The sequence below is a fragment of the Microlunatus elymi genome, from assembly GCF_007362775.1.
GTDB lineage: Bacteria > Actinomycetota > Actinomycetes > Propionibacteriales > Propionibacteriaceae > Microlunatus > Microlunatus elymi.
The window spans coordinates 903,449-918,666 of sequence record NZ_CP041692.1; the positions used below are offsets into that span (position 1 = coordinate 903,449).

Consider the following 15,218-nt stretch of genomic DNA (forward strand, 5'->3'; position numbering starts at 1 on the left):
CATCTTCTGGCCTTCTGATGGAATCCGTTGTGGGGCAGGCTTGTCACGATCATCGGCGGACCAGTCGTCGCGCCAGTCGGCCGACCCGGCCACCTCGCGGACTCGAGCCTCGCGCAGGAGTCGCCACGGTGGACTCGTCGTAGCGAGTCATCGAAGCCCGCTGTGCGTCGATGATCATGGTTTCGATCGTGCGATCGGTGATCACCGAACTCTCGAAGGAGTTCTCGCCGTCGACCTCGCCCTTCTCGCAGCGGGTGATGAAATGGGACAGCTCGGCGCTGTATTCCTCTCCGCGCAGATAGAAGTCGACGGGCTCGGTGAGCTCGGTGGTGTATTTGACGTTCCAGCCGGGCTGATAGTTGCCCGGTCCCGATGATCGCATCGGAGAGCCGTCGCGCAGATACACGCGGCACTCCTGCCGATCGACGGAGATCCGGCCTTCGGTGCCCCAGAGGGTCAACTGGGTGGACATCTTGCGCACCGACTCGTCTGACCAACTGACCGAGATCTGCGCGGTACGACCATGATCGAAATACAGTGTCGAGGCGACTTCGTCGTCGATCTCACGTGAGAACACCCGATTCAGCACGGTGCCGCCTGCGCCGAGAGGCGTGCCGAGATACCAATTGATCAAGTTGATTGGGTGCGCTGCGTAGTCGTAGAGGCAGCCACCGCCCTCGGATCGTTGGCTGCGCCAGGTGCCGCCGGACGGCCGCAGCACCACCGGGCCGTACGCTTCGGCGAGCGCGTGCGTGACGTCTCCGATGGCGCCGTTGTCGATCAGCCGCTTGGTTTCGGCGAATGCGCCGACGAACCGATTGTGATAGCCGACCTGGGTCACCAGATTCTTGTCCGCAGCCGCGTTCGCGAGAGCGGTGCCATCGGCGGTGCTGAGGCAGAACGGCTTCTCACAGAAGATGTGCAGACCATGATCAATAGCCAGCCGGACCATGGGCGCGTGGAGTCGCGACGGCGTCGCCACCACCAGCGCGTCCAGGTCGGCCTCGTCCAGCATCGTCTCCAGGCGATTGAAGACCGGCACTCCGGTGTATTTGTGCAGCACCCCGAGCAGATAGCTGTTGGTGTCGCAGATGCCCGCGACTTCGACCTGCGGATGAGCCCCCAGGATCGCCTGATGGGACAAGCCCATCTTTCCGAGTCCCGCGATTCCTATCTTGATCATCACGCCTCCCTGGCGACTGTAAGCGATGCCGGGTTTTCGATGTCTGTCGGCAGATGCTGGGTCAGCAGACGCTCGTACTGTCCGGCGATCTGCTCCCAGGTGAAGAGATCTGCATGGCGTTGCCGGGCTTCTGTCGACAATGTGCGGCGTAGGTCCGCGTCGTCCAGCAGCGTGCTGACGGAGCGATCGACATCGTCCTCGGTCCGGAAGTACAGCGCGCCGGCGCCGGCCACCCAGCGGTTGTAGACGTTGTCGTGCGCGATCACCGGGTTACCGGAGGCCATCGCCTCGACCAGAGATGGGTTCGTTCCGCCGACGGTGTGTCCGTGCAGGTATCCCAGCGCATGGAAACGAATCGTCTGCGTCACGTCCGGCCGATAGATCGACCCGAGGAAGACGACTTCGTCGCTGGCAGCGGCGCGCACCGCGCGATGGTAGGGATCGGTGCTTCCGTCGTAGTCACCGAGGATCGCCAGCTTGACGCCGCGCGGGCGTGCGGAGAAGCCGCGCACGATCTCCAAGATCGAGTTCTCCGGGATCGGTCGACAGATCAGGGTGAGGTAGCTGCTCGGCGCCAGACCGAGGGAGCGCAACGGATCCACCGGAGCATCGGTGACAGCGTCCGCGCCGTAGGGGATCATGGTGATCTTGCTCGCCCGGGCGTGGCGCCGCAGGTAGGTCTCGATCTCGGGATGGTCGGCGATCAGGTCGTGACCGAGCAGGCAGCCGATTCTCTCGTTGACGTACAGGATCGCCTGCCTGGCTTTGCCCCAACGCTTTCTGGACCATTCGATCCCGTCCATGTTGAAGACCAGTGGCACGCCGCGCGCTCGCTGGAGCACGTTGACGACGGCGGTGTTGTAGCCGAACACCAAGCAGACGTCGCGGTGCCGAGAGGCATGCATCGCCGACAGCAGATCGAATTTCGAGGTGCCACGCCAACCGGGCAGATCCACCGGAATAGTTACTCGCTCGATGCCTTGCCAAGTGTCGTAGCTCGCCTTGCCCGTGCCCTCCGCCTGGCAGTAGATGATCACCCGCCAACCGGCCCTGGAAAGGTGCAGACCGACGTTCTCCGCTGCGGTCTCGAAACCCCCGTACTGGGCGGGAACGCCATGGGTCCCCAAGATTCTGACCGTGCGTGAGCGCGCGTGCGAACGACGTCGAAGTGACATGCCTGAATTCCCCCGAAATCAGTTGAACCGCGGCAGGTCAGGATCCTGCACCCGTCCGCGTCATGACGAACTTTAGCTGCTGTTGGTCCAGTTGAACCCTCTTCCTGGCAGATCTTGCGAGAATCGGGGCGGTCCGATGGAAAGGGCCAGTCCGAGTGTCAGGGCGAGCGCTGGAGCCGACGAGTAGAGCGGGCTGAACGGCAGGTTCCAGAGCGTGTAGCAGACCAGGAAGATCAACAAGCCGTTGCCCTCGCGCGCGCTGATCGACTGCGCTGCGCCACGGATGGCGAGCAGCACTATGACGACGGCCATCGCGAGCCCCGGAATCCCGAACAACGCCCACAGGTCGCCGGCGCTGGAGTGCAACTCGACATGCCCGCCGAACATGAAGCGTTCCACATAGCCGTTGTCCGGGTCGTAGTTGATCTTGATCATGCCCGCCTTGGCGGTCATCACGTCGAAGATGTTCGGCGCGACACCGACACCGAAGCCCCACGGGTCATGTCTGATCAGCGCGAGGGTGGCCGCCAACTCCGGCCGACCGCCCAAGATCAGCGAGCCCGCGGTCTCCACCTGGAGTTCACTGCGTTGCTGAACCTCCGCGCCGAGCGCACCGTCCAGCATCAGCGCCGTCGCCAAGTTGTAGATCGCCGCGGCCAAGCCGCCGACCAGCGCTGCCGTCCAGCCCCAGGCGATCGGCTTGGCGCCGCTGCGCGGTCGGAGCTGCCAGCCCACCAGCACGGCCGCCAGCAGGAGCGTGCCGAACAGCGATCTCGAGTCCAGGGCAGCGGATATCCCTGCCAAGACGAGAAGAACGACCACGCTACCGATCTTGCTGCGCCGGCCGCTGACGATGGCCAAGGCGATCACGACCAGGGGAAGCGAATAGACGAACTTCCACATGTTCGTCGGCGCGAGCACATCGGGATGCGTGATGTTGCGGAGCAACATGCCGACCCCGAACGAGGCCCCGATCCAGCCCAGGTTGAGGATCGTCCGTGCCCAGAGCACGACCCCGACCCCCGCCAAAGTGCCGATCCACAGACTCGAGTCGTGCAGGATGTCGTGGAAGGCGGCGTGTCGATGATCCTGCGCGGCGAACGCGGTCAGCGCCATCCCGCTGAGGTAGGTCAAACCTGCACAGACGAACAACAAGGTGCCATGCCGATAACGGCGAGCCACCCCGATCCAAATGGGGCAGAGCAGCAGAGCGGCGATGTAGCCGACGGTCAGCCCGCCCTTGACCATCATTCGCCATCCCAGCAGGAACAAGACGATCACGCAGATCAGTTGTTCCAGCGTCCGCCAGCCGCTGGAGGCGTCCACGTCGACCGACGAGCGCTGATCGTCGCCACTCGCCGCGACGACGGCGCCGGTGAGTCGATGCACCCGCGGATGATCAAGCAGTGACATCGGGGACCTCGCCTGAGCCCGCTGCCCGACGACGGCGTCCGACGTAGATCCAGTTGGCGACGACCTGGCACAGCAACACGCCGACGGCCGATCCGATCGCCGGACCGCTCGCGCCCAGCGGACCGGTCAGCCAGATCGACAGCCCGAGATTGAGGGGCAGCATCAGCAAGATCATCACCGCCTGGAAGCGCAGCCCCGACGGCTCGGTGAGATACATCCCCAGCGGGTAGTTCACGCCCTGCGCCACCATCAGCACCGAGAAGCTGATCAACAACAGCAACGGCAAACCGACCTCGCCGCCGGTGGCCAGGTCGGCCAGCCATGGCGACAGCACACTCATCGCGATCGCGGCAACGCCGCCGAGTCCCGCGAACACCAGTGCCATCCGATGCGGTGAAGTGCCGGACTCGCCGATGCCGGCCCGCTCGCGGGCAAACACTGCCCACAAGGTCATCCCGGCCGAACTCATTACCAGCAGGATCGGCGTATAGAGCTGGGTGGCGAGGTTGTACCGGTTCAGTTGCTCGAGATCCGACAGGTGACTCAGCACGATCCGATCCGACTGCAGCGCGATCGGCAGCGCGACCATCTGCATCAGCATCGGCCAGGCAACGTCGAAGACGCGCGCGCCCCGCACCGTACGGAGTTGGAGGGATTGCCGGAGCGCGACACCCACTGCCGGAGCGATCCTGCGGGCTGCGATCACCGTCATCAGCAGGCTGATCACCGCCGCAGCGGCGTAGACGATCGGCGCGACGTAGCCACCAATCGCGGCTCCGGTCCAGATCGCGACCAACAGGGCGAGCAACACCAGCGGCCGGTTCAAGCTGGTCAGTACGATCGACACGTGGTTCTGGCCGATCCCGGTAAGGATCCGCTGCCCGACGCCGAACGGCAGTGCAAAACCGATCAGCGCCAGACTCAGCCCTGCGGCCAACGAACCGGAGGTCGGCGTCAATCCGTTCCCCAGCAGGGATCTCCAGTCACCGAATGCGGTGATCAGGAACGCGACTGCGATGATCACCGCTGCTGATGCGGCCAGCAGCCGGAAGGCGCTGACCAGGGTCAGTCGCACCTTCTCGTCCTGATCCGGACGATCCGAGGCGGCAACGGCGTTCATGATCGCCGCGGAGAGTCCAAGGTCGGCAAACGGCAACAGGTTGGCTATGCCGACCAGCAGCCCGTACTGGCCGAACGCGGCCTCGCCGTAGTGGGTGATCACCAAACGGGTGATGATCAGGCCGACGACGGCGCCGACCGGCAGCATGACGATTTTGATGCCGGCGCTCTTGGCAACGCCTGACCAGGTCTTGCGTGCGCTGCTGGTGGTCGAGACCTGTGCCTGCTCTGGTCCGATCGCGGTGCGGCTCATCGGTGGCGCCAGGCGCCCCGCTCGAGCATGATCAAATAACGGACTTGGACAGGCGTCACGGCTTCAAACATCGGGTCCCCCTTCCCGAATGCACGCGGTCAGCAGCGTCCTCTGACTGCGCGCGCAGGCAAGGTTAGCGCCTCCGCGGGGTCGCCACGTCCGGTTCGCAGGATTGGCCGGAAGGCTTTTTGAACGCCAGATGAGCACCGGTCTTCGCCCGATCCGACGGACTGGCCCCGGGCGACCTAGGATGTAGCTGCATTGTGGCTGCGCAGCCGTCGGTTTCTGCGCGTCGCGGACTTCGGGGGAAGGTTCGTCCAGATGGACTTGCGTGGCTATCTCAACGCGCTCAGCAGGAACTGGTTGATCATCTGTCTGCTCGTCGTGGCCGGGTTGGGTGCCGCGTTCGGTGCCTATCGGGTGACGCCGGCGACGTACGCGTCGACGGTGACGTTCTACGTCGCCTCGCCGCTGGCCGAGGGTTCGAATCCGCAGGCGGCCGGGCAGTTCGCCGAAAGTCGAGTCAGCTCGTATGCCCTGCTGCTGCAGGGAGATCGGCTGGCCGACGAGGTCGCGGACCAGAGCGGAATCCCGGCGAACGAGATCCGTGGCAACATCACCGCCTCGGCGCAACCGTCGACGGTGTTGGTCACGGCGACGGTCACCAGCGGTTCGGCGCAGGACGCGCAGACAATCGCACATTCGGTGGCCAGCGTCTTCCCGCCGATGGTGGATGAACTCGACAATCAGGGCTCGAGCCAGACCATGGTCGAGGTGTCGGTGGTTTCCGGGCCGACCGAAACCGTCCAGGTGGCGCCGAGCCTGAAGAAGTACCTCGTTTTCGGTTTCGCCGGTGGCCTGCTGATCGGCGTGGCGATCGCGTTGCTGCGCGAGCTGCTGGACGTCACGATTCGTACGCCGGAGACTGCGGCGGCGCTGGTCGGCGCCCCCGTGATCGGCACGATTGATCATGACGGCGCGGTGAAGAAGGAGCCGCTGATCGTCGGACCGGCAGCCACCTCGAGCCGAGCAGAAGGCTTCCGGCAGCTGCGGACGAATCTGCTCTACATCGACACCGCCGAGGCCACCGACGTGCTGCTGGTGACTTCGTCGCTTCCGTTGGAAGGCAAGTCGACGGTTGCGGCCGATCTTGCTCTGACCTTGGTCGAGTCGGGCAATCGGGTGTTGTTGATCGACGGTGATCTTCGGCGACCGTCGGTCGCCAAGTTGTTCGGCCTGGAGCCTGGCGTCGGACTGACCAATGTCCTGGTCGGGCATGTGTCCGTCGACGAGGCGATCCAGAGCTGGGGGGACAAGGGACCCGACGTACTCACGTCGGGCGGATTGCCGCCGAATCCTTCCGAGCTGCTGGGCTCGCCGAAAACCGAAAAGCTGCTTCAGGAGCTGCGCGGACGATACGACAAGATCATCATCGACGCGCCGCCGCTGCTGCCGGTTGCCGACGCGGTCATCGCCTCGGCACTGACCGACGGGGTGTTGTTCGTTGTCCGGTACGGAAAGACGACGCGGACGACTGTGGCCAACTCCGCTCGCGCGCTGCACGGGGTCGACGCACGGATCGTCGGCACTGTGCTGAACATGCGGCGGATGAGCCGGCGCGAGCGCAAGCAGTACGCAGGCGACGGCTATGCCGTCCTGAGCGATACCACGGTCGGGCTGAAGGCCGCCGACAGCGGGGCCGAAGCAGCAATCCCATCGGACGGTGGTCGCCGACTCGGCCTCGAGAGCGCAGAGAAGAACCCCGTGCCCCAAAGCGCGGCGGCGACGCCGCGGTGATCGCTGATCAACCCGAACCGCGACGCATCGGTGACTGATGACGTCACCATGATCGACTGACAGCGGCTGTCGCCGAAGATCAGTCGGGGAGCATCTGCCGGATCGCGCGGTCGATCACCTCGGCGCAGGCACGGAACCTGCGGTACGACCGGCCGACCGGATCAGCAAGATCAACATCGTCCGGCTGGATCTGCGTCTGTCCCTGGGCCGACTTCACGGCCTCCAGCAGGGACGTCCCGTCCAGGGATGACGTTCCGGTCAAGTGTCTGGGCCGCGGGACGAGTGCGTTGGCGTGCGCCACCTCCGCCAATGCGGCGAATTGCAGCAGCGGAAAGGTTCGCGCCATCAGGTCCGGACGTGATCCGACAATCATGGTCCGATGCTCGCGGGTGGCAGTCAAGATCAACTGACTGTTCTCCAGCATCCAGCGTTCGACCCGCCGGGAACACCAGTCGCCGACGTCGATGCCGCGTGAATGCAGCAGCCTGCTGGCCTTCTCGTCCATGCCCCGACCGGGGCGAGCATGGGTGCCCGCCGAACCGACACGCCAGTCAAGCCCTCGGCGGGCGACGACATCGCGGAGCAAGAACTCCGCCATCGGCGAGCGGCATTGATTCGCTGTGCAGATCAGCAGGACGTCGAAGGTCTGGGGCATCTCCTACCTACCGGCTCGGCCGGCGTCTCACGACGCCGGCGCTCGGATGTACGTACGCGCGCTGTCGACCGGGCGTGGACCTCTGCGTGCCCGATCTGGTTCTCAATAAGCCCCGCGGCCGGCAAATACGGCGGTTGCCGTCCGAAGGATGATGTTGACATCAAGCCCGATCGACCAGTTCTCCACGTAGCTCAGGTCCAGCCGTACGGACTCGTCCCAGGTCAGGCTCGAGCGACCGCTGACCTGCCACAGGCCGGTCAGTCCCGGCACGACCTTCAGTCGTCGGTGCGTGTCGGTGGCGTACTCGTCCACCTCGGACTGCAGCGGCGGCCGCGGCCCGACGAGCGACATGGTTCCGTTCAGTACGTTGAACAGCTGGGGCAGTTCGTCGATCGAGTACTTGCGGATGAAGGCGCCGACCCGGGTCACGCGGGGGTCGTGTTCCATCTTGAATAGTGGGCCGGCGCCTTCGTTCTGGGTGGCCAGTGCGGCCAATCGTTGCTCCGCGTCGACGACCATCGAGCGGAACTTGTACATCGTGAAAGGTCTCCCGTCGATCCCGATCCGGGACTGCTTGAAGATCACCGGGCCACGACGGTCTTCCAGCTTCACCGCCAGTGCGGTGACCGCCAGGATCGGCCAGATGATCAACAGCCCGCCGCTGGTCATGATCACGTCCAGCATCCGCTTGGCCCGGCGTTGCCATCCGGTGAACCGCGGCTGTTCGACTTGGACCAGCGACAACTCGGGATGGGACTCCAGCCGGACCCTCGATCGGGTCACCCCGACCAGACCGGAATGCACCAGCACGTCGACGTCCTGATCCTCCAGCGACCAGGCCAGCCGGCGCAGGAATCCCGGCGGCGTCCCGTCCGTGCCCGCCACCGCGACCGCATGGCAACCGAGATCGCGGGCGATGGTCGCCACGTCGGCCAGATCACCGACGACCGGTAACTCCAGCGACCGGGCGCGGACCAACTCGTCGGTCGGCACGCAGACACCGAGGACCTCCATGCCTGCTCGATGATCGCGGTCGATCGTACGGCGCAACTCCGCCACCGAGTCTGCGCCGCCGACCAAGATCAGTTGGCGACGCGATTCGCCGGAGCGGTGCTCGCGACGCCGCAGTTGGCGGACGGCCAGCCGGCCGGCGACGCTGACTACGGCAGCCGTCGGAGCGGCCACGAGGACCGCCCGAACCACCGGCACCGATCCGAGCCACGCTGCCGGCAGACAGACCAGCATCACCATGATCAGCATGGCCGTCAGCGCGGTCCGGATGCTGCCACCCGACTCGAGCCGGCGTCGCTGATAACCCGAAGCGGCCGCGTTGGCGACCGGCCAGATGATCATGGCAACGCCAAGAAGCGTAAGCCAGTAAGCGATCCCGGCGGCGTTGACCCACGGCAACCAACCGATCGCGGCCACCGCCGACATGCCGGCAACCACGTCGCAAGCGACGAGCATCCGGACGTAGTAGCCCGTTCGTCGCCGGTAGTCGTTCGTCCTCTCCGCTGCTCGACGGGCTCTTCGAACTGCAAGCTCGTCGATCTGTGCTGCTGAAGTCGCGTTGATGAGTGCGCCGTCGTTGAAGTCCTCGGCCCCGATGCTGTCAGGCCCAAAAACAGTGACGGCAGTGTCAGGTGCTGACATGCCTGATATCCCCCGATATCCCCCGCAATGTCGCGCCACTGGCGCGTTGTGCAACCACGGGGTCAAGGGTCTTGCGGGCCTGCGACCAGGTCGCGGCCATGGACGCGAACCGTGGGTCGCATGCAGCGATGCCGCAGACCCGCGCAACCAATCTCCCCCGAGATTCGGATTGATGCTATCGCGTCGAGTGCCACGACGGGGAGAGTTTCGGTGAAAGAACCTCGTCGGATGTGTTCCGTGTCGCGTCAGCCAGGTCCGGGCGGTGTGAAGAAGGGGAGTGTGGGGTGATCAGTGGCGGCCGAGACGCAGCCAAAGCAGTCGGCCGACCTGAAGATCTGCCCACGGCACGTCGACCTCGTACGCAGCCAGGGTCGCCGTCGGGTAGCGACTGTTGATCACATCCAACGAACGCTGGTCCGAACCAGGGCCCGCGAGCTCGACCGCCAGCCGCGGCAGCGCCGGCCCGTGCCCGATGATCATGGCGGTGACGACCTCCTCGTCCAGCAGCCTGGCCGATTCCAGCAGGGTGTCGCTGCCGGCGCTGTAGATCTCGTCGCTGAATTCGATCTTGCTGTCCAACCCGAGCGCCGACCAGGTCTGCCGGGTCCTGGTTGCCGAGGAGCAGAGCACCTGATCGATCGACACGCCTTCCGCGCGGATGGCGTTGCCGACCTCCGTCGCCTGCTCGATGCCACGGTCGGTCAGCGGACGCTCGTGGTCACGGACCCCACCGGCGTATTCCGCGGCCTGCGCGTGCCGCAGCAACAACAGCGTGTGCTTGCCTGCCATGTGCTCACCCTACGATCACCACGGTGACTGCGGCAGCGCGGTGGCTCTAGGATGCCGGCTCATGGCGATGTTCGATCTTGATCTTGATCAACTGCAGCAGTATCGGCCGGACGTGTCCGAGCCGGGCGACTTCGACGACTTCTGGACCTCGACGCTGGCCGAGGCTCGGCAGCTCGATCTGAACCCGACCTTCGACAAGATCGACGCGGGCACGCCCGTCTTCGACACCTACGACGTCACCTTCAGCGGCTTCGGCGGCACCCGGGTCAAGGGCTGGCTGACCGTGCCGGCCGGCGCCACCGGCCCGCTGCCGACCGTCGTCGAATTCCTCGGCTACTCCGGCGGCCGTGGCTTCCCCTTCGGCCGGACCGTGTACGCGGCCGCCGGGTGGGGGCACGTGATCATGGACACCCGCGGCCAGGGCTGGAATGCGGGCGGCTATGCCTCCACACCCGACGATGCCGCGGAGGCCGGCTTCAATCACGCGCCCGGCTTCATGACCTCCGGTCTGGACGACCCGACGAACTACTACTACCGCCGGCTCTACACCGACACGATCCGTTGTCTGGAAGCGGTCCGCAGCAATCGGCTGGTGGACAGCTCCAAGATCATCGTGACCGGCGGCAGTCAGGGCGGTGGTCTGTCGATCGCGGCCGCCGGGCTGGCCCCGTACGCCGGGATCGAACTGGTCGGCTGTGCGCCGGACGTCCCGTTCCTGTGTCACTTTCAGCGCGCGCTCAAGATCACCGAGGCCTCGCCGTACTCGGAGATCACCAACTATCTGCACGGCTGGCGCGATCAGGTCGAGACCGCCTACCGAACCCTGTCCTACTTCGACGGCGTCAACCTCGGCCGGCGGGCCACCGCACCGACGCTGTTCTCGGTCGCGCTGATGGACAACACCTGCCCGCCGTCGACCGTCTACGCCGCGTACAACTTCTACGGTGAGAATTCTGGCGAGCCGCCGGTCAAGTCGATCAACGTCTACTCGCACAACAACCACGAGGGCGGTGGCGACTACCAGACCCAGGCCAAGCTGGACTGGTTCGGCAAGATCTTCAGCTGAACGAGGCGACGCGTCGACCCACCGAAGGTCCCTCCAGCGATCTCGGCTGGAGGCGGCGGGCTTCTCGTCGTACTGGGGCGTCGATCCGGGCGAGATCTCTGTGCAGGCATGGGCACTCGTCGACGGGAAGTACGTTGAGGCAGCTGCCAGCTCCGGTGCTGAGCTGGTCGAGTTGATCAGCCCGTTCCCGGTCTCGTTCCGGCCGCAGGAGTTGTTCGACTGATCGTGCCAGGGGATGGTTCGGGGAATCGGTGGGGGATTTCGCCGATATTCCGATCGCCGAGTGCGACCTAGCGTCAGCGACGTGAACTTCACCCCGACCCGAATCGTCGCAGCCCTCTGGACGGTGATCTTCGCCGCCCTGCAGATGATCTTGGTTGCCTGGTCGGGCCGTGGCCGCCTGCCGGTCGATCTGCCGCACGTTGTCGGCCGAACGGCGGACTATGGCATCGCGGTGATCGGCGGCCTGCTCGTTGCGGCCGCGATCGCCCTCTGGGGACGGCGGTGGATGTTGATCTTGGTCGGTCTGCTGGCCTTGGCGCGTGGACTGGCCGGCATCGGCTACCTCGGCTACCGGGTGAGTGTCGGCGGCAGCATCGACGCGGACCGGTGGTGGGTGCCCGCGGCCTTCGTCCTCGGCGCCGTGCTGTTCATGATCGCGCAACGAAAAGCCCGGCAAGGCCAGGACGCTCTGCCCGGATCCGGCGCCGAGCTCAGCTCCGGCGACCGACCAGGATGTCGCGGTTGATCGACGCGTCGACCCGGTGCGCGAAGCGCAGATAGGGCCCGTCGTTCAGCGGCTCCAGACCGTTGTTGATCATGATCGAGGAGAGTTCTTCGCGGCCGATCCGGTACGTGTTCCAGCTCAGCCCGAGCGCGCCGCCGCTCTTCAGCTGCCCGGCCCAGACGCCGATCGCCTCCGACAGCAGTTGTGCGGCCGATCCGGACTTGCCCTTGCCCGGGCTGTCGTGCACCACTCCGTACGGAGCATCGGTGACGACGAGATCGAATTTGCGCTTGCCGTAGAGCGCGGCCGACTGCCGGGTGTCGCCGGTGAAGACGGTCAACTGCTGCGCCGGACCGCCGGTCGGCGGCGTCACCTCGACCTGCAGTCGGCGGCCCAGGCTGCGGCCCTCACGGCGTACAGGATTGAAGTCGGCCTTGTGCTTGATGCGCTTGCGCCGCAGGTAACTCTTCAGGAAGGCCGCGTAGGCCTCGACGGATTTCTGCTGTGATTCGACCCCGGCCACGTCGTAGCCGAGCATCAGCCCGACACTCAGCGTGGTGCCGCGACCGCACAGCGGATCGAGCAACTGCAGCCGTTCGTCGGCCGCACCGGACCGCCGACGCACGGCGGCTGCCGTCACGTTGACCATCATCCGGGTGAACTGCTCGTTGGTCTTGCCCTGATACTTGGGGATGGTCACCAGGTCGTCGGAGAACCGGTCGGTGTTGATCAACTCCAGCGGACGCAGCAGGTCACCGTCCACCAACTCGAAGATCGCGTACGTCGACGACAGTCCGGCGATCGTGTGCAGCCAGCGCGCATCTTGCGCGGCCGCGAGTTCGAATCCGAGGTAGTCGATCCCGGCCAGCTCGCGGTTGCCGATGTCGCTTACCTGCAAGGAGGCTGCGCTGGCACAGATCTCCAACTCGGCGGCGGCCAAGTCGGCCGCCTGTCCGGCGAACACCCGGTTGGCGGCCGGCGCGACCAAGATCAAATAGCGCTGGTTCGGGCTCACCGCAGGCTCAGTGGCCCTCGGTCTTGGCCCGCTCGAAGCTCGCCAGCACCTCGGCCTCTGCCTCCTCGACGCCGGTCCAGCTGGAACCCTCGACCGACTTGCCCGGCTCGAGGTCCTTGTAGACGGTGAAGAAGTGCTCGATCTCGAGCAGGTTGTACTGCCGGACGTCGGTCACGTCGCGTAGATGATCACGACGCTGATCACCGGCCGGCACGCACAGCACCTTGTCGTCCTCGCCCTTCTCGTCCCGCATCCGGAACATCGCGATCGCGCGGCACTTGATCAGGCAGCCCGGGAAGGTCGGCTCGGAGACCAGCACCAACGCGTCCAGCGGATCGCCGTCCTGGCCCAGAGTGTCCTCGATGAAGCCGTAGTCGGCCGGGTATTGAGTGGACGTGAACAGGGTCCGATCGAGTCGGATCCGGCCGGTTTCATGATCGACTTCGTACTTGTTCTTCTGGCCCTTGGGGATCTCCACCGTGACGTCGAAGGTCAACCCGCTCAGCGGCTTGGTCGGAACCGATGGTGATGCGCCTTGATTCAGTCCGGTCACGGATCTGGGCCCTTTCCTTGTCGCCTGGCGGGCGTTGTACGACATCGCTCGCCTTACTCTTCCGCCGCGCGTCAGGAACATGGGTGGTTCCTGAACAACGACGACGGTGTCGAGGAATTTGCGTCGGCAAGCCCTGAGCGTAACGCCACCGGGCCGACTGGTACGAACGCGTCCGGGACTGCGGGCGGTTACTGTGAGCACTCTCACTCATGGCGGCAGGACGTCGAGCCGTCGGAGAGCGTACGTTGAGCCGGTTCTTTCGGTGCCGAGCCCGGTCCGGCGAACACACGGGAATCGAGGTGGCGGTGGGCAAGCGACGGGTGCTGGTGGTGACGACGGCCGCCGCGGTGGCGGCGGCCGCAGTGACGGTGGCCGCGACCGGTGTGCTACGACCGTCGCATCCGGGCACCGCAGCGGCCGGCGAACAGTCGGTTACACCGAGCCCGAGCGCAACCCCGTCGAGCACGCCGACACCGTCCGCAGCGGCAAGCCTTGATCCGGTGCTTGCCGCCGTCGACTCCGCTCGCGCCACCGACGCCGCCGAACTCGCCCGCCGGATCGCCGGCGCCGGAAAGTCGGGCGGCAAGGTCAGCGCGGCGGTGTTGTCCGGCCAGACCGGCAAGCTGCTCTACGGCAGCGGTGCTGACTCGGCGTTGATCCCGGCCTCGACCAACAAGCTGCTCACCTCCGCGACCGCGCTGCAGCTGCTCGGCCCGCAGCACCGCTTCACCACCAAGGTCGTCGCCACCGCACCGCTGCCGACACCGGCCGCCGATCCCGCCTCTGCCGGTCCGACGCCGACAACCGGCGCCAAGACGACCGCTAGTAAGAAGAAGATGACCGGCAGCATCGTGCTGATCGGCGGCGGCGACCCCTATCTGGCCGGTGACGCCGACCGCGTCACGGATCCCGGCCAGTCATCGCTGGAGAGCCTGTCGGCGGCCACTGCGAAGCGGTTGAAGAAGGCCGGGCTGACCTCGGTCAAGCTCGGCTACGACGCATCACTGTTCGCCGGGCCGGCGTGGAATCCGCACTGGCCGACCGGGTACGCCGACGTCGTCACCCCGACCTCGGCGTTGTGGGCCGACGAGGGCCGGCTGTACGGAGCCGAGGGGCCTCGGCAGAGCGATCCGGCCAAGTCCGCGGCCAATCTGTTCGCCGCGCAGCTGACGAAGCGGGGCATCAAGGTCAGCACCGTGACGACGACCGACGTCAACGCCAAGGTCGCCGGTGCCGCCGACAACCAGGTCGCCGCGGTCGAGTCGCTGTCGCTGGAGAAGATCGTCGAACGGTTGCTGATGGCCAGCGACAACGACGCCACCGAGGTGCTGCTGCGGCAGGCCTCACTGGCCGCCGGCGGCGACGGTTCGATCACCAGCGGCGTCGCCACCGTACGGAAAACTCTCGGCAAGCTCGGCGCCTGGGTGGGCAGCACCCACACCTACGACGGCAGTGGCCTGTCCCGCAGCAACCGGGTCTCGGCCGACCAACTGGTCAGGGTGATCGATCTCGCGGTGTCCGGCAAGCAGCCGCGGTTGAGTCCGTTGATGACCGGGCTGCCGGTGGCCGGTGTCGAAGGCAGCCTGCACTACCGCTTCAGCCAGTCGGCGGCGGCCGGCGGTCGCGGACTGGTCCGGGCCAAGACCGGCACCCTCAGCCAGGTCCACTCCCTGGCCGGGTACAGCTACACCCGCGACGGCGAGCTGCTGGTGTACGCCTTCGTGGTCAACCAACCCAAGAACGACTGGGCCTCGGTCGCCTGGCTGGACCGGGTCTCCGCCGCCGTCGCCACCTGCGGCTGTCGCAGCTGAGGCGCCGGC

14 protein-coding genes are annotated in these 15,218 nt (G+C 66.0%); 5 read left to right on the forward strand and 9 right to left on the reverse strand.

All coding sequences use genetic code 11. From position 1 onward, the window contains the following. Positions 1-49: 49 nt before the first annotated feature. The 4 genes from FOE78_RS03940 to FOE78_RS03955 all read right to left on the reverse strand — a co-directional run bounded on the left by FOE78_RS03940 (position 50) and on the right by FOE78_RS03955 (position 5,143). Positions 50-1,183: a Gfo/Idh/MocA family protein gene (locus tag FOE78_RS03940; protein WP_143985160.1), complete on the reverse strand. Its 1,134-nt coding sequence runs from the start codon at positions 1,181-1,183 to the stop codon at positions 50-52. Beyond that, positions 1,183-2,310, reverse strand: a complete 1,128-nt coding sequence (locus FOE78_RS03945; RefSeq protein WP_266095005.1) for a DUF1972 domain-containing protein — start codon at positions 2,308-2,310, stop codon at positions 1,183-1,185. The genes FOE78_RS03940 and FOE78_RS03945 overlap by 1 nt, the downstream gene beginning before the upstream one ends. A 120-nt stretch (positions 2,311-2,430) precedes the next feature. Then, the gene (locus FOE78_RS03950) at positions 2,431-3,771 is read right to left on the reverse strand and encodes a hypothetical protein (protein ID WP_143985162.1); all 1,341 of its coding nucleotides are present in this window, start codon (positions 3,769-3,771) and stop codon (positions 2,431-2,433) included. Next, positions 3,758-5,143 (reverse strand): lipopolysaccharide biosynthesis protein, encoded by a 1,386-nt coding sequence (locus FOE78_RS03955; protein ID WP_143985163.1) that lies wholly within the window; start codon positions 5,141-5,143, stop codon positions 3,758-3,760. The genes FOE78_RS03950 and FOE78_RS03955 overlap by 14 nt, the downstream gene beginning before the upstream one ends. Positions 5,144-5,464: 321 nt before the next feature. Between FOE78_RS03955 and FOE78_RS03960 the strand changes: the two genes are divergently transcribed. Further along, positions 5,465-6,940 carry a polysaccharide biosynthesis tyrosine autokinase gene (locus FOE78_RS03960; RefSeq protein WP_143985164.1) on the forward strand — a complete coding sequence of 492 codons (1,476 nt, stop codon included), beginning with the start codon at positions 5,465-5,467 and terminating at the stop codon, positions 6,938-6,940. 79 nt (positions 6,941-7,019) lie between these two features. Here FOE78_RS03960 and FOE78_RS03965 read toward each other — a convergent pair whose 3' ends face one another. The 3 genes from FOE78_RS03965 to FOE78_RS03975 form a co-directional block, all read right to left on the reverse strand. After that, on the reverse strand, positions 7,020-7,595 hold the full coding sequence (locus tag FOE78_RS03965) for an arsenate reductase/protein-tyrosine-phosphatase family protein (protein ID WP_143985165.1): 576 nt from the start codon (positions 7,593-7,595) through the stop codon (positions 7,020-7,022). Between the two features lie 102 nt (positions 7,596-7,697). Further along, entirely contained in the window at positions 7,698-9,248 is a 1,551-nt protein-coding gene (locus tag FOE78_RS03970) for a sugar transferase (protein WP_143985166.1), read from the reverse strand. 288 nt (positions 9,249-9,536) lie between these two features. Beyond that, entirely contained in the window at positions 9,537-10,037 is a 501-nt protein-coding gene (locus FOE78_RS03975) for a SixA phosphatase family protein (protein ID WP_143985167.1), read from the reverse strand. A gap of 61 nt (positions 10,038-10,098) precedes the next feature. Between FOE78_RS03975 and FOE78_RS03980 the strand changes: the two genes are divergently transcribed. The 3 genes from FOE78_RS03980 (at position 10,099) to FOE78_RS03985 (ending at position 11,851) form a co-directional block, all read left to right on the forward strand. After that, complete coding sequence (locus FOE78_RS03980; protein ID WP_143985168.1) at positions 10,099-11,103, forward strand: acetylxylan esterase; 1,005 nt, start codon at positions 10,099-10,101, stop codon at positions 11,101-11,103. 100 nt (positions 11,104-11,203) lie between these two features. Next, positions 11,204-11,326, forward strand: coding sequence for a hypothetical protein (locus FOE78_RS24385; protein ID WP_266095006.1), 123 nt, complete (start codon positions 11,204-11,206; stop codon positions 11,324-11,326). A gap of 81 nt (positions 11,327-11,407) precedes the next feature. Then, entirely contained in the window at positions 11,408-11,851 is a 444-nt protein-coding gene (locus FOE78_RS03985; RefSeq protein WP_143985169.1) for a hypothetical protein, read from the forward strand. On the opposite strand, the gene FOE78_RS03990 is transcribed toward FOE78_RS03985, so the two are convergent. Together FOE78_RS03990 and FOE78_RS03995 are read right to left on the reverse strand one after the other, a co-directional pair. After that, positions 11,817-12,845: a TRM11 family SAM-dependent methyltransferase gene (locus tag FOE78_RS03990; RefSeq protein ID WP_143985170.1), complete on the reverse strand. Its 1,029-nt coding sequence runs from the start codon at positions 12,843-12,845 to the stop codon at positions 11,817-11,819. The genes FOE78_RS03985 and FOE78_RS03990 overlap by 35 nt on opposite strands. 7 nt (positions 12,846-12,852) lie before the next feature. Next, on the reverse strand, positions 12,853-13,389 hold the full coding sequence (locus tag FOE78_RS03995; protein ID WP_323125721.1) for an inorganic diphosphatase: 537 nt from the start codon (positions 13,387-13,389) through the stop codon (positions 12,853-12,855). A gap of 308 nt (positions 13,390-13,697) precedes the next feature. Here FOE78_RS03995 and dacB point away from each other — a divergent pair, with 308 nt between their 5' ends. Then, the gene (dacB, locus tag FOE78_RS04000; RefSeq protein ID WP_168207365.1) at positions 13,698-15,209 is read left to right on the forward strand and encodes a D-alanyl-D-alanine carboxypeptidase/D-alanyl-D-alanine endopeptidase; all 1,512 of its coding nucleotides are present in this window, start codon (positions 13,698-13,700) and stop codon (positions 15,207-15,209) included. The last annotated feature ends 9 nt before the right edge of the window (positions 15,210-15,218 follow it).

What these genes read in the sequence shown, in the direction of transcription:
- FOE78_RS03950 (WP_143985162.1), bottom strand. Translation starts at nt 3,771, where the DNA reads ATGTCACTGCTTGATCATCCGCGGGTGCATCGACTCACCGGCGCCGTC.
- FOE78_RS03940 (WP_143985160.1), bottom strand. Translation starts at nt 1,183, where the DNA reads ATGATCAAGATAGGAATCGCGGGACTCGGAAAGATGGGCTTGTCCCAT.
- FOE78_RS03955 (WP_143985163.1), bottom strand. Translation starts at nt 5,143, where the DNA reads ATGAGCCGCACCGCGATCGGACCAGAGCAGGCACAGGTCTCGACCACC.
- FOE78_RS03980 (WP_143985168.1), top strand. Translation starts at nt 10,099, where the DNA reads ATGGCGATGTTCGATCTTGATCTTGATCAACTGCAGCAGTATCGGCCG.
- FOE78_RS03975 (WP_143985167.1), bottom strand. Translation starts at nt 10,037, where the DNA reads ATGGCAGGCAAGCACACGCTGTTGTTGCTGCGGCACGCGCAGGCCGCG.
- FOE78_RS03965 (WP_143985165.1), bottom strand. Translation starts at nt 7,595, where the DNA reads ATGCCCCAGACCTTCGACGTCCTGCTGATCTGCACAGCGAATCAATGC.
- FOE78_RS03970 (WP_143985166.1), bottom strand. Translation starts at nt 9,248, where the DNA reads ATGTCAGCACCTGACACTGCCGTCACTGTTTTTGGGCCTGACAGCATC.
- FOE78_RS03960 (WP_143985164.1), top strand. Translation starts at nt 5,465, where the DNA reads ATGGACTTGCGTGGCTATCTCAACGCGCTCAGCAGGAACTGGTTGATC.